This is a genomic window from uncultured Hymenobacter sp. (genome assembly GCF_964243305.1).
Classification (GTDB): Bacteria; Bacteroidota; Bacteroidia; order Cytophagales; family Hymenobacteraceae; genus Hymenobacter.
Genome location: NZ_CAXTEF010000001.1, coordinates 194,945 through 212,050, shown reverse-complemented (window position 1 = coordinate 212,050; position 17,106 = coordinate 194,945). Strand labels below are relative to the sequence as shown.

The following is a 17,106-nucleotide window of genomic DNA, read 5'->3' as shown; positions in this document are numbered from 1 at the left end:
GCAAAAGTAGCGTAGCCGGGAAGGCCCGCGCTATGGCAGCAGCTGCACGTCGAAGGTCACTTTCGCGCCGGCCGGCAGCTTGGGCACCACGGCGAAATAGGCCACCTCCGTAATGGCCTGGGTCACGCCGGGGCTCAGCTTCACGGCGAACGTATAGTCCGGACCCGGACACGGATAGGACACCACCTGCGATGCCACCGAGCCGCCGCTCGTCATTCTGGTTTCGCCGGCCAGCAGCGTGTAGGCCTGGAAATCAATGACGGGCCGGGGTTGGCGCGTAAACAATGCCTCGTACTCGGCAGCCGAATTGATAACGTACTGTTTCACCGGGCTCACATCCGCTATGGGCCCCGCAAAACCGTAAGCAGAATAATCAGCCAGGCCCGGAATCTGGATTTGAGTAACCGGGCCGCCCGGACAGGGCGGCTGCTCAAGCCCACAGTTTGTTTCACAGCTGCTGCTCATGGTTAATGCGCTCAGACCAGCCAACAGTAGCAGTCGGATAGTTTTCATAAGACACCAAGTTTCAAGTTTCAGGTATAGGAGTTAAATGCCTGATTTCTCAAACCCAATTTTGGTTGCGTGAGGCAAACACCAATTTAGGCTGACAGCAGCTACTGATAGCTAGCACCACGAATATTCTAGAATTTCCTACCCCCCCCATGCTGCCTGACCTGACGCCCGAAGCCCTGCGCGCCGCCCAGCTGGCGGGCGAAAACATCCTGCTGCTCGATGTGCGCGAGCCGGAAGAGTTCGCCTACTGCCACCTGCCCGGCAGCGTGCTGATTCCGCTGGGCGAGCTGCCCGCCCGCGCCGCCGAAGTGCCCACCGACCACCCCGTGGTGCTGGTCTGCCACCACGGCGTGCGCTCAGCGCAGGCGCTGGCGTATCTGGCGCAGCGCCACGGCCACCAGAATTTGCGCAACCTGCGCGGCGGCATTCACGCCTGGAGCCTGCGCGTAGACCCCAGCGTGCCGGTATATTAAGCATGAATTAAGCATGAAAGTCAAAAAAAGGCGGTCATGCTCATCTGGCGTCCGCTTGCCGAAGCATCTCGTGGGTAGCCGTAATCAGTGGTAGCCAACGACTGGATTCCCTACCCCCCTGGCACAGCCAAGATGCTTTGACTTCGCTGCGTTCCTGGCTGGATGCGCCACCCGCTCCGCACAACTGCCTTTTTTGACCGTTAAGCCGCTGCCCTGCCGACCTTCGCGGCATGGCCGCTTCCCTACCCCCCCCTCTGCCCGCCAACCTACCCGAGCTACCCATCGTGGCGGCGCTGCCGGCGCTGCTGGCCGCCCTCGAGACGAACAGCCGGGTGGTGCTGGAAGCGCCGCCCGGCGCGGGCAAAACCACGGTGGTGCCGCTGGCGCTGCTGGCCGCCGCCTGGCGCGCTCCGGCTGATAAGATTCTGGTGCTGGAGCCGCGGCAGCTGGCCGCCCGCGCCGCCGCCGCCCGCTTGGCACAGCTGCTGGGCGAGCCCGTGGGCCAGACGGTGGGCTACCGCGTGCGGCTCGACAGTAAAATATCGGCGGCCACGCGCATTGAAGTGATTACCGAAGGCATTCTGACGCGCATGATGCAGGACGACCCGGCCCTGGAAGGCGTGGCCGGCGTGGTGTTCGACGAGTTTCACGAGCGCAGCCTGAACGCGGACCTGGGTCTGGCGCTGGCGCTGGACGCGCAGGCTTTGCTGCGGCCGGAGCTGAAAATCCTGCTCATGTCGGCCACGCTGGAGGCCGGGCGGCTGGGGCAGTGGCTGCCGGCGCCGGTGGTGTCGTCGTCGGGCTTTCTGTTTCCGGTTGAAACTCATTACCTCGACCCGCGCCAGGGCAGCTCCGGCAGGACAGCGGCCTTGCCCAACCGACCCGCCGAGCGGCTGGCCGCACTGGTGCCAGCGCAGGTGCGCGCCGCGCTGGCCGCCCACGCGGGCGACGTGCTGGTGTTTCTGCCGGGGGTAGGCGACTTGCAGCGCATCGAGCGCAGGCTGACCGATTTGCCCGCCGACGTGACGCTGCACCTGCTGCATGGCGAGCTGCCGCTCGAAGCCCAGGAGGCGGCTCTGCGCAACGCCGCGCCGGGCCGCCGCAAGGTCATTCTGGCCACCAGCATCGCCGAAACCAGCCTCACCATCGAGGGCGTGCGGGTCGTGATTGACGGCGGCTTCGCGCGGGTGCCGCGCTTTTTGCCGCGCACGGGCTTCACTACGCTCGAAACCGTGCCCGTGAGCCAGGCCGCCGCCGACCAGCGCCGGGGCCGCGCCGGCCGCGTGGCGCCCGGCACCTGCTACCGGCTCTGGACCCCGGCCGAGCACCACCAGCTGCCCGCCCACCGAGCCCCCGAAATTCAGACCGCCGACCTCAGCGGCCTGACGCTGGAAATAGCCCTGTGGGGCGTCCCGGAACCGGGCAGCCTGCGCTGGCTCGATGCGCCGCCCGCCGCCGCCGTGGGTCAGGCGCGCGAGCTTTTACTAAGGCTGGGCGCGTTGGAAGGAATTAAAAATAAGCAGTTAGAAAGCAGCGAGGGGGTAGGAAACCAACCAGCTGACCTTACCACAAAATTAACTCAGGTCGGCCCTGAACAAGCCATTTTTAATTCAAACTTAAAGCCCACGGCCCACGGCAAAGCCCTGGCCCGCCTGGGCCTGCCGCCGCGCCTGGGCCACTTGGTGGTGCGCGGCACCGAGCTGGGCCAGGGACCGGCCGCCGCCGAGCTGGCTGCTCTGCTGGCCGAGCGCGAGCTGCTGCGCTGGCAAGACCCGGCCGACCCGCGCGCCCTACCCCCCGACCTGCGCCTGCGCCTCGAAGCCCTGCGCACCGGCCGGCCGCCGCTGCCCGGCCTGGCGCTGCACCACGCCACGCTGCCGCGCATCCGGGAAGTAGCGCGGCAGCTTACGCAGCGCCAAAAAATGGGCCGAGCCTTGGCTTTAGGTGCCGCTCCGGCTTCGAGAATGCCCGTGTCTCCTCTGGCAGCTTCAGCCCAACCACTGACTACGAACCAGCAGCTAACAGCCAGCCTCAGCGACGCCGCGCTGCTGGCCCTGGCCTACCCCGACCGGCTGGCCCAACGCGAAACCGCCGACCGCCTGCGCCTCATCACGGGGCAGCGGGTGAGCCTGAAAACCGAAGATGTGGATGCGCAGGCCGAGTTTTTCGCCGTGGCTCACCTGGCGGGCACGGCCGCCGCGCCCCGCGCCACGCTGGCCGCCGCCCTCACCCGTGCCGAGCTGGAAACCGCTTTCGCCGAGCAGATTACGACCACCGACGAAGTCAGCTACGACGCTACGGCTCAGCGCGTGACGGGCCGCCGCGTGCGCCGCCTGGGGGCCTTGCTGCTGGGCGAAACCGTCATCGGCCAGCCCGACGCGGCGCTGGTGGCGCGGGCGCTGCTGGCCTACGTGCAGGCGGAGGGTTTTAGCAAGCTGAACTGGACCGCCGAAGCCCGGCAGCTGCAACAGCGGCTGGTGTTTATGCATCAGCATTTCGGTCAACAAGCAACGGAAGCCTGGCCTGCCGCAGATGACGCCACGCTGCTGGCCGGGCTGCCCGCGTGGCTGGGCCCGCACCTGGCCGGCCTCAAAAGCCTGACCGACGTGCAGCGCCTCGACCTGCGCGAGCCACTGCTGGCGCGCCTGCCCGGCGGCTGGGCCCAGCGCCAGGAGCTGGACCGCCTGGCGCCCGCCGCGCTGGAAGTGCCCAGCGGCTCCCACATCAGCCTCAGCTATGAAAACCCCGCCGCGCCAGTGCTGGCCGTGAAGCTGCAAGAGCTGTTTGGCCTGCTCGACACGCCCACGGTGGGTGGGCCGGCGCGGGTGCCGGTGCTGCTGCACCTGCTCTCGCCGGGCGGCAAGCCGGCGCAGGTCACGCGCGACTTGCGCAGCTTCTGGGCCGGCGGCTACTTCGAGGTGCGCAAGGAGCTGCGCGGGCGCTACCCCAGGCACCCCTGGCCCGACGACCCGCTGAGCCACGTGCCCACCAAGCTCACCAAGAAGCGGCTCGGAGCTAGTTAAGCATTTGGCAGACAGCTCGCTGTCTAATACTGGACCTGTAGTGAAAGCCGATTTCCTACCCCCCTGCCGCCGCCGGAAGGCTCATCTTTTGGGCGGCCGGCTCATTTTCTTGCCCAAACCATCAGGCGCCCGGTAGGATGCTGTTACGAGTGGCAGCCCCGGACGTCACTGGCCTCAATGTTAAGTTTTTAGGGAGAATTTGGCCAGCTGGTAACATTTGCGTAATATCAGGTAACAATTACGTAATGTAGCTCTAGCAGGCGGATGAAACAACTTCTACTTTTAGGAAAAACCGCTCTGGCAACGGCAGTCTGGGTGCTTTTAAGCTGGCCGCCGGCGCAAGCCCAGCCGGCGGCGAGAGTGCCCGCGCCCGGCGTGTGGTTCCGGCTCAGCAGCGATGCCCACCTGAGCCGGCGCCTGGGCCTGCACGCCGACTTGCACTGGCGCGGCGGCCCGCGTCCGGCCGCCATGCCTGCCAAAGCCCTGGTGCGCGCCGGCCTGAATGTGCACCTAAGCGAGCAGGCCGTGGCCTCGGCCGGCTACGCTCACGCCTATTCCCTACCCCCCTCCGACCAGTCCAACGCCCCCGGACCCGGCGCCCGGGAGCGGCGCCTGTACCAGCAGCTGCAGGTCGGTGAGCAAACCGGCGCGCTCTGGACCCGGCACCGCTACCGCCTCGAAGAGCGCTGGCTGCGCGAAAACGCCGCCCGCACCTACCACACCCGCCTGCGCTACCAAGTGCAATTGCTGCTGCCCCTGCGCGGCGACCACCGCCTGACGCCCGGCACCGCCTACCTGGTAGGTGCCAATGAGTTGTTCGTCAACCTGGGTCCGGCCCCGTCCTTCTTTGACCAAAACCGCCTCAGCCTGCTGCTGGGCTTGCAGCTCAGTGGCGCGTCGGCACTGGAAGCGGGTGTAGTACATCAGTCGCTCACCGCCAGCCCCGGCTCCGACGACGGCTCTCCCGGCACGGTGCTGCAAGTCGGCTTCACCTTTCGCCCGGATGTGCGCCACGGGTCAGCGCTGACTAAGGAATGAGCGCTAACAAGGCGGTCATGCCGAGCAGGTGGCCTATCAAGCCGGGGACGAAGCATTTCGCCCGACATGACCGCCTTATTGGCGCTCATTTCTTATCGTTTCTTAGTGCGCACCCTTCATCAGCCTGGCGGCCAGTTCTTCCGATTGGCTGCGGTCGGACTCAGGGCGCTGGGTGGGGCTGTAGTGGCGGTGCAGCCAGCGGCTGAGGCCCCCGAGGCCGGGGAAGAGCACCCGCTCGGTGATGTTGGCCTGGTCGAGCTTGTCGCGCACTTCCCACTTGAGGCGGGCCGGGATGACGATGCGAAAAAACAGTTCCGGCCGCGCATCGAGCCACTCGTGCAATACCGCTTGCGAGTGGCTCATGAGCGCAAACAGCGCGTGCTGGTGCACGATGCGCTCATCCAGGGAAGGCGGCTCCAGGAACAACACAAACGGCTCGTCCTGAATCGTTTCCAGCGCGGCCAGGTTCTGGCACACGGGCTCCAGCAGCTCGGGCGTGAACACGTTGGAGCCCTCGGCGCGCAGGGCGTTGCGCAGGGCCGGGGGCAGGTGCTCGGCGGCCTTCACGTAGTTGATGGCCCAAATCAGGCCATCCTGGTCGTAGGCTTCGAGGTCATCGGTGGCGAAGTGCAGGGCCACGTAGGGCGAGTAGGTCCAGTCGAGCATCCGCGTGGGCAGGCCGTGGTGCTGGGCCAGGGCCAGCCAGTCCCAGGGCGAGGCCGAGTTGAGCACCGGCGCCGCCCGGTCGTGGGCATACTTGCGGAAGTTGCGCAGCAGGTGATTTTCGAGCTGATGATAGCAGCCGCCCAGCCGCTGCAAGCTGGTGCTGAGCAAGTACTGGCTGCTGCGCATCCCACGGTACACGAACGGCGAGCGGTAGCGCCCCAGCCGCTCATCCCAGGTATCGCGGAAAACCAGGTGCTGCAGCTCTTCCCAGCTCTGGGCCACGAGGTCGTTGGGAGAGTAGGCCATAAGGGCTTTAAAGAAAAGAGAGGGGGTAGGGATTCTGGGGCGCCGGCCACCGCGAGCCCGGCACCGGACACGAAAAAGAACCGGCGGCGCCCGGCTCACAAATATTGAATTTCGCCGCTCACATAGTACCGCGCCAGGATAGTTTGTAACGCGAAACTCCATTTCGCGGCGAGCAGCGCGAGCAGGCGGCACCGCGCCGGACCGCGCAACAATCCTGACGCAAGCTGCTCGCCTTGCTCGCCGCGAAACGGAGTTTCGCGTTACGATTCCGCTACTCGCCGGCCGGGTAGTCGGCGCCCTCGCCCACGGCGGCATACTCGTTGACCTCTTTCAGGATGCTCTCGAACTTCTCGCGGGCACCCTTGACGGCGGCTTTGCCCAGCGGCAGGTGCAGCGGCGGGTTGTCCTGCTGCACCACGTCGTACATGGCCTGGGCGGCACGCACCGGGTCGCCGGGCTGGCGCCCACTGTAGTCCTGAATGCCGCGCAGGTTTTCGCCCACCGTGCTCTGATAGTCCTCAATATGGGTCTCGGCGTAGGTGGCCGAGGCGCCGGCCCACTCGGTGCGGAAGCCGCTGGGCTCGATGTTGGTGACGTGAATGCCGAGGGGCTTGACTTGCTGCGCCAAACTTTCGCCGATGGCTTCGAGGGCAAACTTGGAGGCGTTGTAAATCCCTACCCCCGGAAAAGTTTTCAAACCCCCGATGCTGGTAACATTCAATACGTGGCCGCCGCGCTGCTCCCGTAGCTGCGGCAGCACCGCCCGCAGCACGTGCAGCGGCCCGAACACGTTGACCTCAAACTGCCGCTGTACTTCCCCGGCCGGCACTTCCTCGATGCTGCCCAGCGAGCCGTAGCCGGCATTGTTGACAATCACATCGAGCCGGCCGAAGGCGGCAATAGCGTCGGCGACGACGGTTTTCACCTGCGCCTCATCGGTCACGTCGCAGACCAGGCCGCGGCTGTTTTCGCCGGCTTTTCGGGTGAATTCTTCGGCCTGCTCGGGCTTGCGAAAGGTGGCGGCAACTTTGTCACCTTTTTCAAGGGCTAAATCAGCCAGCGCGGCGCCGAAGCCGGACGAGACGCCAGTAATAAACCAGGTTTTAGGGGTTGGCATGGGAAAGAGAAGAATAGCGTAAAGACGCTGGTAAGACGGGTTGGCGAAGGCAAATGTTTAGGTGGAGCTTGCGCAATATCCAGTGGCTGGCGGCGTGACCCCAGCCAGTTATATAAGCCTGCGCGGTGGAGGTAAGGCGCCAGTCTCCCGCTAGAAGAAAGGCACTGTGGTTTGAAAGGCAGCAACTAGCCCAGTGTTACCCGCGTTTAGTTTCATCCCTAACTCTCAGATTATGAGCCTCCACCTGTTAGCTGCGCTTAATACTATTGGCCCCATGACGCTCCCCGCTCAGGAGGCCCTCCAGCAAATAGCTAAGCGGCGTAGCTTGCCCAGGGGAGCATTGTTGCTGGAAGAGGGAGAGGTAAGCGACAAGATATTTTTCGTGGAACGGGGCCTGGTCCGCGCTTTCTACAACGAGGATAGCCGCGAAATAACCTCCTGGCTGTCCGACGAAGGACAAGCGCTTTGTTCACTACCGTGTTCTTTTTTGGGCCGGCCCGCTCGGGAAACGATGCAGTTGCTGGAGCCTACGACGGTGCTCATGCTGGAGCGCGCGGACCTAGAGGCAGTGAAGCGGTCGTATAAGTCGTTGGCGGACGTGGAGTACCGGTTGATGGAGCGATACTTACTACTTTTTATGGCCCGCATCCGGCTCTTGCAAATTCCCAAAGCCAAAGAACGGCAGGAGGTATTTAGCCAGGAGCAGTCTGAATTTTACCGGCGGGTACCTCTGAGTTATATCGCTACCTATCTGGGGATTGACCCGGCCACTCTGAGCCGGTTGCGGGCTAGATTTTGATGTTTGTCAAGGGTAGATAGTGACAAATATCAACCTCATGACGGTAAGAAGCAGAATAATTTTGCCTATCCAAAATTATCACCTAACCCCTTATCACCCACACCCTACCCCCCATGAGGACAACTTTTAAAACCCTTTTATTCGCAGCAGCGGCCACTGTGCTGGCAGCCTGTGAGAAGCAGCCGGCCGAAGATGTACGGCCGCTTAGTACGAGCGAGGCGCAGAACACGCAGCTTCTCGGATCGGGAGCGGCGCACGAGAAAGTAGCCCGCAAGCTAGCAAAAACACTCGCTAACGCTGGTGTACGAGACTTCTTGAAGGCGGAAGCGCTCAAAAAGTTTGACGGTGACTATGATGTGCTGTTCACTCGCTTGCTCGACTACGCGGCTCAGCATCCTGAGACGGCCGAGTTGCAAGAACTGGCCACTATCACCAGCAAATTCCCCTTACTCAACGTGGCCGTACCGGTTAACATTGACAAGTGGGATGCCGCCAGCTTTACACCGCTGGTCGCGTACCTGCCCGACCATTTCGACGAGAAAAGCACCGCCCCCATCGCCGCTTTCGATGCTACCGGCACGGTTCACCTATTGGATTCGCGCCAGGCACCCACGGTCCCAGTCATCGTCATTAGTCAGAACGAGCGGACCGAGTTAGCGCAAGGCAAAGTAGGACTTAAGCAAGGCCTAATTGCAATAACGGCCGCCAGCAAAAAGGCCTCTACTTCTCAACCTACTGCTAATCTGCACAACGGCGAGTTTTGCGGGACCATGCCCTTTGATGAAGTGCTGTACCTGCGGGGCCTTCGCTCCAACAACATCAGCGCCATCGAGTCGTGGGCCAACGGTGCGCCCGAGATTCGCATGTACATACACTACCTGGACCAGAACAGCAACGTTCAGAAGGTGCTTTACGGCGGCGGCTCTGACGCGGGCAATCTGTGGGAGCCGAACCGGCGGAGCAACATGGACGAGCGGTGGTGGTACCTCACGGACCGGCTCGTGCGCTGGTCGCCGGCCTACGGCGACATTCTTAACTTTACTTACTGGGAGGACGATGGTGGCAGCATCATTTCCTGGCCCATCAAAATAGAGGGTAGGGTTGCCGGATTTAAAATTACTTCGGACTTCACCATAAATATTCGGGACGATGACGAAAAGATTGGCACTTTTCCGGTAGACCGCACTTTCTGCGCCAACTCTGACCTCCGGGCTCACGGCAACGACCTGTTGAAGTTCATGTTGGATTACGACCCTTATTAATAGAAATTTTTTGCTCTCTCTATCTGTTAGCGCAATGGACTGGCAAATCTTATAATCCCATTTTTTCATCATGAAAGCAAGAAACCTGCTAGCCTTGCTAGCACTCATTCTCTTCCTCACTAATTGCGAGGATTCGCAAAATTATCAGCCCCTACGTAAAATTGATGGCACCTGGAAAATCACCCGACTTCATTACGTAGATACCGAAACTGGTTCGGACTCAGTGGTGACAGAGCCAGCTGCTACGTTTCTCGTGTTCAGCGCCTGCTCAAAAAATCAGAACAAGCAACCTTCCAACTGCAAGCTTACCTATCAGACGCCGGAAGCATCACTTCCATTTACATTTCAAGTAACTGGAAATGAGTCGGTTGCTATCAATGGCGACCGTTATACGGGGCCGTTGCAAAAGCAGTTCCGGGACGCTGAAACGGTATTAGCTGGTAGTTATCAGATAGTGCAGCTCGATGATGAGAACCTGCGGCTCACGGGTGATAAAGGGTGCGGAGGCATACCGGAAAAATGCCGTTATCATATCGAGATTGACGCGGTGGCTGAATAGCCATTTGGCTAATCCGGTCTTGTTGACGGGTTATGTTTAGCTTAAAAAAAGCCGGCTTTGAGCCGGCTTTTTTTATGATTACGCTAAAGCTTGAACTACCTGGTAAGGCATTCGCCTGCCCGTCCCCGCCCGGCGCCGTACCTTGGTCCGGCAAAAGGCCCCTACCCCCTTTCCTTTTGCTTATGGCCGACCACGCCGCCCCCAAAATCGTTTTCGAGGCCCTGACCTACGACGACGTGCTGCTGCTGCCCGCCTACTCCGAGGTGCTGCCCCGCGACTGCGACACCAGCGCCCCGCTCACCCGCAATATTCGCCTGAGCTTGCCGATTATCTCGGCCGCGATGGACACCGTGACCGAGGCCGAGATGGCCATTGCCCTGGCCCAGGAAGGCGGGCTCGGCATCATTCATAAGAACATGAGCATCAGCAAGCAGGCTGAGCAGGTGCGCCGCGTCAAGCGCTCCGAGTCGGGCCTGATTCTGGACCCGTTCACGCTCGGCCCGAAAGCCACGCTGGGCCAGGCCAAGCAGCTGATGCGCGACCATAGCATTGGCGGCATCCCGATTGTGGACGATGGGCGCCGCCTGCTGGGCATCCTCACCAGCCGCGACTTGCGCTTCGAGAAAGACCTGAGCCTGGCCGTGGCCGAAATTATGACGCCCGCCGCGCGCCTGCTCACCGCGCCCGCCGGCACCGACCAGGCCACCGCCGAGCAGATGCTGCAAGACGGCAAAGTCGAGAAGCTGCCCGTGGTGGATACCAACGGCAAGCTCACCGGCCTGATGACGTACAAGGACATCCGCAAGCGCCGCAAGACGCCCCGCGCCAGCAAGGACGGCCTCGGCCGCCTGCGCGTGGGCGCGGCGGTGGGCGTCACGCCCGATTTGCTCCAGCGCGTGGCCGCCCTGGCCGAAGCCGGCGTGGACCTCATCAGCATCGACACTGCCCACGGCCACAGCAAGGGCGTGCTCGACGCCGTGCGGGCCGTCAAAAAAGCCTACCCCACTCTCGACGTGATGGCCGGCAACGTCGCCACGGCCGCCGGCGCCAAAGCTTTGCAAGAAGCTGGCGCTGATGCCGTTAAGGTGGGGGTAGGGCCGGGCTCAATCTGCACCACGCGCATCATTGCCGGTATCGGCGTGCCGCAGCTTTCGGCCGTGATGGAAGCTGCCCGCGGCCTCGAAGGCACCGGCGTGCCGCTGGTGGCCGATGGCGGCATCAAGTTTTCGGGCGATATCGTCAAGGCCCTGGCCGGCGGCGCCTCCACGGTGATGGTGGGCTCCTTGCTGGCCGGCGCCGAAGAGGCGCCCGGCGACCTGATTATCTACGAAGGCCGCAAGTATAAAACCTATCGCGGCATGGGTTCGGTCGAGGCGATGGAAGACGGCTCGAAGGACCGCTATTTTCAGGACGCCGAGGACGACGTGAAGAAGCTCGTGCCCGAGGGCATCGTGGGCCGGGTGCCCTTCAAAGGCCCCGTAGCCGAGGTCTTATACCAAATGGCTGGCGGCCTGCGCGCCGGCATGGGCTACGTCGGCGCCCCCGACCTCCTGGCTCTGCAAGCTGCCCAGATGGTGCGCATCACCGGCGCCGGCCTGCGCGAGAGCCATCCCCACGACGTGCAGGTGACGCGCGAGGCACCTAACTACAGCAGCCGGTGAGAAGGCAGTGAGCAGTTAGTAGTTAGTAGTTAACAGTGAGCAGGAGTAACCTAATGCCTGGCAACTGCTCACTGATAACTACTAACTGTTAACTGCCCTATCTTGCGGCCTCTTTTCATTCTCCTGCTTTCTGCTTTTGGTGCCTTTCCGGCTACACTTCTATTTTACCCGGGCTATTGTGCTTAGCTGGCTGCTGCTGCTGCTGAGCACCCTGAGCCGCACCGGTGCGGGTGCAGCGCTGGGCGGTGCGTGGCCGGCCTGGACCACACTGGCCGCGCAGGCCCTGCTGGTGCTGAGCATCTTTATCTACGTTCGGCAACAGCCCAGCCCATTGCGCGAGCAGAACTTTCTGGCTTTGCTGCGCGGCCTGGGGGCCGGGCCGGGCCTGCTGGCCCTGGCCAGCGCGGCCCTGTTTACGCTGGAGCGGGTGGTAGCCACCCGCACTCCGGGCGGCAATCTGATTGTTTCCAACGTCGTTTACACGCTGAATACGGGCTTGTTTCTCTTGTTCGTGGCCCACGTTAACCACAGTTGGCGGGCACTGGTCTTATTTAAAAGCGCGCCCGGCGTGCGCCGGGTCTGGCCGTGGTTTGAGCTGCTGCTGGGCCTGGGGTTGCTGCTGCTGCTGCTCGACCAGGGCAGCGGCCCGGTTGAGCTGGTCAACGTGCTGCTGCTAGGCGTGCTGGGGTTGTTTGGGGTTTACCTGAGTGCCAACCAGCGCTGGGTGGCGTATCTGGAGCCGCAGCAGAAGTGGCAGGCTATGGGCTATGAGTTGGCCGTGCTGGGGGGGCTGCTGCTGTTTGTGGCCTATTTCCGCCATTCCCGCCAGGCGCCGCAACTCATGGTGCCCGCCGCGCAGCACACATTTTTGCTGTTCACGGCCTTTTTCGGCGCCTTGTTTGCCGCCGCCGGTCTGCTGGTCACGTTTTTTAATCTGCCCACGGCTGGCGTTTATGAGCAGCGCCGCGCCGAAATTCTGAGCTTGCAGCGCCTGACCCAGGTGATTCAGCGCGGGCAGACGGCCGCCGAAATCTACCAGGCCCTACTCGACTCGGCCGTGCAAACCACCCGCGCCGCCGCCGCCTGGCTCGACGTGGCCCCGCTGGCCCCCGGCGATTCCCTACCCCCCCCCCTGCCCGAAGACCTCTACGAGTTGCCCGCCGACCAGGCCCTGACTCTGCGCGAGGGCCTGCGCCGGGAAGGGCTGCTCAACCTCGATTTCCAAAATAATAACCTCAGCCGCCAGCCGGCGCTGGCAGGCTTGCAGCTGCCCTACCAGTCGCTGGTGGTGCTGCCGCTGCGCACCGACGCCCGCTACTACGCCACGCTCTACCTGCTCAAAACCGAGCCCCACGGCTTCGAGCAGGAAGACCTGAACATGCTCCAGGCCTTTACCAGCCAGACGGTGCTGAGCCTCGAAAACCTGCAGCTGGCGGCGCAGTCCCTGCAAAACCAGAGCGTGCAGGACGAGCTGCGCATCGCGGCCCACGTGCAGGAAAGCCTGATTCCGAAGAAGCTGCCCACCGACGACTGGTTTGAAATCAGCTCCCACGCCCTGGCGGCCAAGGAAGTGGGCGGCGACTTCTACGACCTGCTGCTGCTGCCCGGCAAGCGCCTGGCCGTGCTCATCGGTGATGTGAGCGGCAAGGGCGTGACGGCCGCCTTCCACATGGCCCAGATGAAGGGTATCTTTCACTCCCTGATGCAGCCCAACCCGCTGGCCAAGTCGGACCGCACCCAGTACCCGGTGCCGGCCCAGTTTATGACCCAGGCCAACGCGGCCCTGACTCATTGCCTCGAAAAGTCGTCATTTATCACGGCTTCGCTGTTTCTGATTGACTATGAGAACGGCGGGTTTATGTTTGCCCGCGCCGGCCACTGTCACACGCTCTACTACAGCTCGAACCAGGAAAAAGTCGAGTATTTCCGCTCCACGGGCCTCGGGCTGGGCATCATCCGCGGGCCGGGCTACGAGAAGCACATCAACAACCAGTTCTACGACTACGCCCCCGGCGACGTGATGGTGATGTACACCGACGGCATCGTGGAGGCTCGCGGGCCGGGCGCCGAAGAGTACGGCGAAGACCGCCTCATGCTGCGCCTGGAAGAGAGCTACTACCGCTCAGCCGAGGATATCAAGGCCTTTATCCTCGATGACCTCAACGCCTTCACTGCCGGCCAGCCCATGCACGACGACCAGACCCTGCTCGTGATTAAGTTTAAAGCCGCGCACCCAACCCAACCCGCCAGCCGGGCCTGACGTACCCGCACACATTATGAAAGTAACCGCCCTTCCCACCGACGACTCGCTCACCCTCGCCCTCGACGGCGAGCTGGATGCCTCCTCCGCCGTGCTGCTTGACACCGAGCTGACCAAACCGGAGGTTCTTAATTTTCGTAAAGTATTGATTGACTGCGTCAAACTTACTTATATTTCCTCCGCCGGCCTGGGCGTCTTTATCTCCCACCTCCAACGATTGCAGGATGCCAACGTGAAGCTGATTTTCTTCAACATGCAGGAGAAAGTGTTTAACGTGTTCGAGATTCTGGGCCTCGATGGGCTGATGACCATCGTGCCCACCCAGGCCGAAGCGGTGGCCGCCTAGCCAATAAGGGAGTGGGTGAATAATCGGCTAAGTGAATCCTGCTTCGCTTCCCTGACTAATCCGCTCACAGTCACTGGTTTACTTAGTTGCTCAATCGCTCATTCACCGATGAAGAATGCCCTCCGCATTAGTTGCTCGCGCCACAACCTTAAACAGGTGCGCGACTTCGTGGGCGGCTTTCTGGTGGCGGCCAGCCTGCCCGACCTGGCCGTCAACCAGGTAGTGCTGGCCGTGGATGAGGTCGTGGCCAACTTCATCATCCATGCCAACGAGGAGAATGAGGCGCAGTTTCTGGACCTGCGGCTGGTGCTCGACAACCGCAACCTCGAAGTAGAGATTGAAGACCACGGCGACACTATTTACCTGCCCCCCGCCCACCAGAACCCCGACTTGCGCGAGTACATTCGTCAGGGCCGCAAGGGGGGGGTAGGGATGACGCTGGTCAACCGCATCATGGACCGGGTGGAGTTTTTTGAGCGCGGCAGCCACACAGTTTGCCACTTGCACAAGCATCTGGCCTGATTTCCTACCCCTCTCTTCTCAGCAAACGCCGCTCAAACCTCTCGTTTGAGCGGCGTTTTTGGTTATTCCGCTAACAAGCATAATTTCTCCGCCCATCCGTCGCCGGCTGAACATTCGCTAAATTTGCGTCGTTGGCCTTGCGCACTCCAATTCGTCAGCGGCGCTGACAGCTCCTTTTCGCCCCGGCCGACTCTTCTCCTTTTATTCGTTTATGCACAAACGTCTTTTGTACGTCGGCAGCGCCGCCGTATCCCTGCTGGCGGGCTGCCAGGCCAGCAAACCGGCTGCTACTACGGCCGCCGCCACGGGCAGCGGCGCGGCCATCGAAACCCTGGGCCCGGTGGTGGTACCGGCCCGCGAGTTCGCCTACGTTTACCGCAAAAATAACGGCTCGGCGCCGGAGTACGGCACCAAGGCCAGCGTGCAGGAATACCTGGACCTCTACACCAACTTCCGCCTTAAGGTGCTGGAAGCCGAAAAGCGCGGCCTCGACACCACGCAGGCGTTTAAGCGGGAGCTGGACGGCTACCGCCAGCAGCTCGCCCAGCCCTATCTGACCGAGAAAAGCGTGACCGACCAGCTCGTGCGCGAGGCCTACGAGCGGATGCAGCAGGAAATCAGCGCCGCCCACATCCTGGTGCGCGTGGCGCCCGACGCCGTGCCGGCCGACACGCTGGCCGCCTACCAGAAAATCAGCCAATACCGCCAGCAAGTAACCGGCGGCGAGGACTTTGCCAAGCTCGCCGGCACCGTGTCGGAAGACCCGTCGGCCAGGGAGAATGGCGGCAAGTTGGGCTACTTCACGGCCATGCAGATGGTTTATCCATTTGAGACGGCGGCGTACAAGACGCCCGTCGGGCAGGTCAGCCCGCCGGTGCGCACGCGCTTCGGCTACCATATCATCAAGGTCAACGACCGCCGGCCGGCGCAGGGCGAAATCAAGGTGGCGCACCTGATGGTGCGCCTGAACGCAGGCGCGCCCAAGGCCGACTCGGCCACGGCCCGAAAGAAGATTGACGAGCTGTACAGCCGCCTGCGCAAGGGCGAAAGCTGGGACAAGCTCGTGGCGCAGTTCTCCGAGGATGCCGGCTCGGCCGCCAACAGCGGCGAGCTGCCGCCCTTCGGCACGGGCCGCATGATTCCGGCCTTCGAGGAGGTGGCCTTCAAGCTGCAAAAGCCCGGCGACATCGCCGCGCCGGTGCAAACGCCCTACGGCTTCCACGTTATCAAGCTGCTCGAAAAGCAGCCCGTGGCGAAGTTCGCCGACCTGGAGCCGAGCCTGAAAGGCAAGGTGGCTAAGGATTCCCGCTCGGAGCTGAACCGGGCCGCGTTCCTCAAGCGCATCCGCACCGAAAACCAGTTTCTGGAGATTCCGGCCGCCCGGTCGTTTGCCTTTGCCAAAGCCGACACGGCGCTGGTGAAGGGCCGCTTCAAGTACACACCGGTGGCGGTGGCGGCCGGCAAGGGGGGTAGGAAATCGGTCCAAGCCGGCTCCGACAACGTGCCGCTATTTACCATCAAAGCGCAGCCCTACCTGGTGAAGGACTTTTTGGCCTTCGTGCAAGCCAACCAGCGGCCCCGGCCCACGGCCCAGCCCGCCTTCGTGATGCAGCAGTTCTACGACCAGTACGTGGACCAGAGCCTGACCGAGTTCGAGAAGAATAACCTCGACACCAAGTACGAGGACTACCGGATGCTGGTCAAGGAATACCGCGATGGCATTCTGCTCTTCCAGTTGATGGACGAGAAAGTGTGGAGCAAGGCCATCGAGGATACGGTGGGCCTGCGCAAATTCTTCGCCGCCAATCAGGGCAATTATCAGTGGGGCCAGCGCGCGCAGGGCACCTTGATTTCGGCCGCCAGCCCGCAGCTGCTGGCCCGCGCCCAGCGCGAGCTGGCTACCGGCCGCTACCGCCTCACGCGCGGCGTGCCCGCTGCTGCTGCCTTCAGCCCCAACTCCGATAAGCTGACCAAGGCCGGCGCGGCAGCGCTGGATGAAGTCGGCCAGCGGCTCTCGGCCGACACGCTCACGGCCGTCACCTTCACGGGGCGCGGGCGCAAGGGCGAGCCGGCGAGCCTGGCCGCCCGCCGCGCCAAAGCCGCCGTAGCTTATCTGACGCAGAAAGGCTTTGGCTCAGCGCGCCAGTTGCGCACGGCCCCTAAAGCGGCGGCCGGCGGAGCCGCGGCGGTTGAGATTGCCCTGACCAGCACCAACCCCACTGCGCTCGAAGCCCAGCTGAACGAGCGCAATCCGCTGGCCGTGCAAATCAGCCAGCGCACCTTCCAGCAAGGCGACAACAAAGTGATGGACGCCTACCTGAACCGCGCGCCGGGCACCTACACCACCCAGCAGGATGGCCGCTACTACGTCATCAAGGTGAATAAAGCCTTGCCCGCCGGCCCCAAAACCCTGGCCGACGCCCGCGGTCAGGCCACCAGCGACTACCAGACTTACCTCGAAAAAGAGTGGATAGGCCAGCTGCGCCAGCAGTACCCGGTGCAGGTGAATGAGGCCGAAGTCGGCAGGCTCGTCACGAAATAATCCGAGTCAGCCCGCCGTT

Annotated in this window: 14 protein-coding genes; 11 read left to right on the top strand and 3 right to left on the bottom strand. The window is 62.7% G+C overall.

The window, feature by feature from the left end:
• Window positions 1–30: 30 nt before the first annotated feature.
• Window positions 31–327 carry a hypothetical protein gene (locus tag ACFE70_RS01010; RefSeq protein WP_375415836.1) on the bottom strand — a complete coding sequence of 99 codons (297 nt, stop codon included), beginning with the start codon at window positions 325–327 and terminating at the stop codon, window positions 31–33.
• 335 nt (window positions 328–662) lie between these two features.
• Between ACFE70_RS01010 and ACFE70_RS01005 the strand changes: the two genes are divergently transcribed.
• The 3 genes from ACFE70_RS01005 to ACFE70_RS00995 all read left to right on the top strand — a co-directional run bounded on the left by ACFE70_RS01005 (window position 663) and on the right by ACFE70_RS00995 (window position 5,047).
• Window positions 663–986, top strand: coding sequence for a rhodanese-like domain-containing protein (locus ACFE70_RS01005; RefSeq protein WP_375415835.1), 324 nt, complete (start codon window positions 663–665; stop codon window positions 984–986).
• A gap of 230 nt (window positions 987–1,216) precedes the next feature.
• The gene (gene hrpB, locus ACFE70_RS01000) at window positions 1,217–4,009 is read left to right on the top strand and encodes an ATP-dependent helicase HrpB (protein ID WP_375415834.1); all 2,793 of its coding nucleotides are present in this window, start codon (window positions 1,217–1,219) and stop codon (window positions 4,007–4,009) included.
• A 264-nt stretch (window positions 4,010–4,273) separates the two neighbouring features.
• Window positions 4,274–5,047 (top strand): DUF2490 domain-containing protein, encoded by a 774-nt coding sequence (locus tag ACFE70_RS00995; RefSeq protein ID WP_375415833.1) that lies wholly within the window; start codon window positions 4,274–4,276, stop codon window positions 5,045–5,047.
• Between the two features lie 102 nt (window positions 5,048–5,149).
• On the opposite strand, the gene ACFE70_RS00990 is transcribed toward ACFE70_RS00995, so the two are convergent.
• A complete protein-coding gene (locus tag ACFE70_RS00990; protein WP_375415832.1) occupies window positions 5,150–6,019 on the bottom strand; it encodes an FRG domain-containing protein in 870 nt (289 codons plus the stop codon).
• Window positions 6,020–6,290: 271 nt separating this feature from the next.
• The gene (locus ACFE70_RS00985) at window positions 6,291–7,136 is read right to left on the bottom strand and encodes an oxidoreductase (protein ID WP_375415831.1); all 846 of its coding nucleotides are present in this window, start codon (window positions 7,134–7,136) and stop codon (window positions 6,291–6,293) included.
• A 274-nt stretch (window positions 7,137–7,410) separates the two neighbouring features.
• Between ACFE70_RS00985 and ACFE70_RS00980 the strand changes: the two genes are divergently transcribed.
• The 8 genes from ACFE70_RS00980 to ACFE70_RS00945 all read left to right on the top strand — a co-directional run bounded on the left by ACFE70_RS00980 (window position 7,411) and on the right by ACFE70_RS00945 (window position 17,087).
• A complete protein-coding gene (locus ACFE70_RS00980) occupies window positions 7,411–7,935 on the top strand; it encodes a Crp/Fnr family transcriptional regulator (RefSeq protein WP_375415830.1) in 525 nt (174 codons plus the stop codon).
• Window positions 7,936–8,048: 113 nt separating this feature from the next.
• Entirely contained in the window at window positions 8,049–9,197 is a 1,149-nt protein-coding gene (locus tag ACFE70_RS00975; protein WP_375415829.1) for a DUF3103 family protein, read from the top strand.
• A 70-nt stretch (window positions 9,198–9,267) separates the two neighbouring features.
• Entirely contained in the window at window positions 9,268–9,756 is a 489-nt protein-coding gene (locus ACFE70_RS00970) for a hypothetical protein (RefSeq protein WP_375415828.1), read from the top strand.
• 182 nt (window positions 9,757–9,938) lie between these two features.
• Window positions 9,939–11,417 (top strand): IMP dehydrogenase, encoded by a 1,479-nt coding sequence (gene guaB, locus ACFE70_RS00965; protein WP_375415827.1) that lies wholly within the window; start codon window positions 9,939–9,941, stop codon window positions 11,415–11,417.
• Between the two features lie 178 nt (window positions 11,418–11,595).
• Complete coding sequence (locus ACFE70_RS00960; protein WP_375415826.1) at window positions 11,596–13,677, top strand: PP2C family protein-serine/threonine phosphatase; 2,082 nt, start codon at window positions 11,596–11,598, stop codon at window positions 13,675–13,677.
• Between the two features lie 16 nt (window positions 13,678–13,693).
• Window positions 13,694–14,023, top strand: a complete 330-nt coding sequence (locus tag ACFE70_RS00955; protein ID WP_375415825.1) for an STAS domain-containing protein — start codon at window positions 13,694–13,696, stop codon at window positions 14,021–14,023.
• Window positions 14,024–14,131: 108 nt separating this feature from the next.
• Complete coding sequence (locus ACFE70_RS00950; protein WP_375415824.1) at window positions 14,132–14,545, top strand: ATP-binding protein; 414 nt, start codon at window positions 14,132–14,134, stop codon at window positions 14,543–14,545.
• A gap of 211 nt (window positions 14,546–14,756) precedes the next feature.
• On the top strand, window positions 14,757–17,087 hold the full coding sequence (locus ACFE70_RS00945; protein ID WP_375415823.1) for a peptidylprolyl isomerase: 2,331 nt from the start codon (window positions 14,757–14,759) through the stop codon (window positions 17,085–17,087).
• Window positions 17,088–17,106: the final 19 nt, after the last annotated feature.

Coding starts and splice junctions, on each gene's coding strand:
- ACFE70_RS00995 (WP_375415833.1), top strand. CDS start 4,274: ATGAAACAACTTCTACTTTTAGGAAAAACCGCTCTGGCAACGGCAGTC.
- guaB (WP_375415827.1), top strand. CDS start 9,939: ATGGCCGACCACGCCGCCCCCAAAATCGTTTTCGAGGCCCTGACCTAC.
- ACFE70_RS00985 (WP_375415831.1), bottom strand. CDS start 7,136: ATGCCAACCCCTAAAACCTGGTTTATTACTGGCGTCTCGTCCGGCTTC.
- ACFE70_RS00980 (WP_375415830.1), top strand. CDS start 7,411: ATGACGCTCCCCGCTCAGGAGGCCCTCCAGCAAATAGCTAAGCGGCGT.
- ACFE70_RS00975 (WP_375415829.1), top strand. CDS start 8,049: ATGAGGACAACTTTTAAAACCCTTTTATTCGCAGCAGCGGCCACTGTG.
- ACFE70_RS01005 (WP_375415835.1), top strand. CDS start 663: ATGCTGCCTGACCTGACGCCCGAAGCCCTGCGCGCCGCCCAGCTGGCG.
- hrpB (WP_375415834.1), top strand. CDS start 1,217: ATGGCCGCTTCCCTACCCCCCCCTCTGCCCGCCAACCTACCCGAGCTA.
- ACFE70_RS00990 (WP_375415832.1), bottom strand. CDS start 6,019: ATGGCCTACTCTCCCAACGACCTCGTGGCCCAGAGCTGGGAAGAGCTG.
- ACFE70_RS00970 (WP_375415828.1), top strand. CDS start 9,268: ATGAAAGCAAGAAACCTGCTAGCCTTGCTAGCACTCATTCTCTTCCTC.
- ACFE70_RS00945 (WP_375415823.1), top strand. CDS start 14,757: ATGCACAAACGTCTTTTGTACGTCGGCAGCGCCGCCGTATCCCTGCTG.
- ACFE70_RS00950 (WP_375415824.1), top strand. CDS start 14,132: ATGAAGAATGCCCTCCGCATTAGTTGCTCGCGCCACAACCTTAAACAG.
- ACFE70_RS00955 (WP_375415825.1), top strand. CDS start 13,694: ATGAAAGTAACCGCCCTTCCCACCGACGACTCGCTCACCCTCGCCCTC.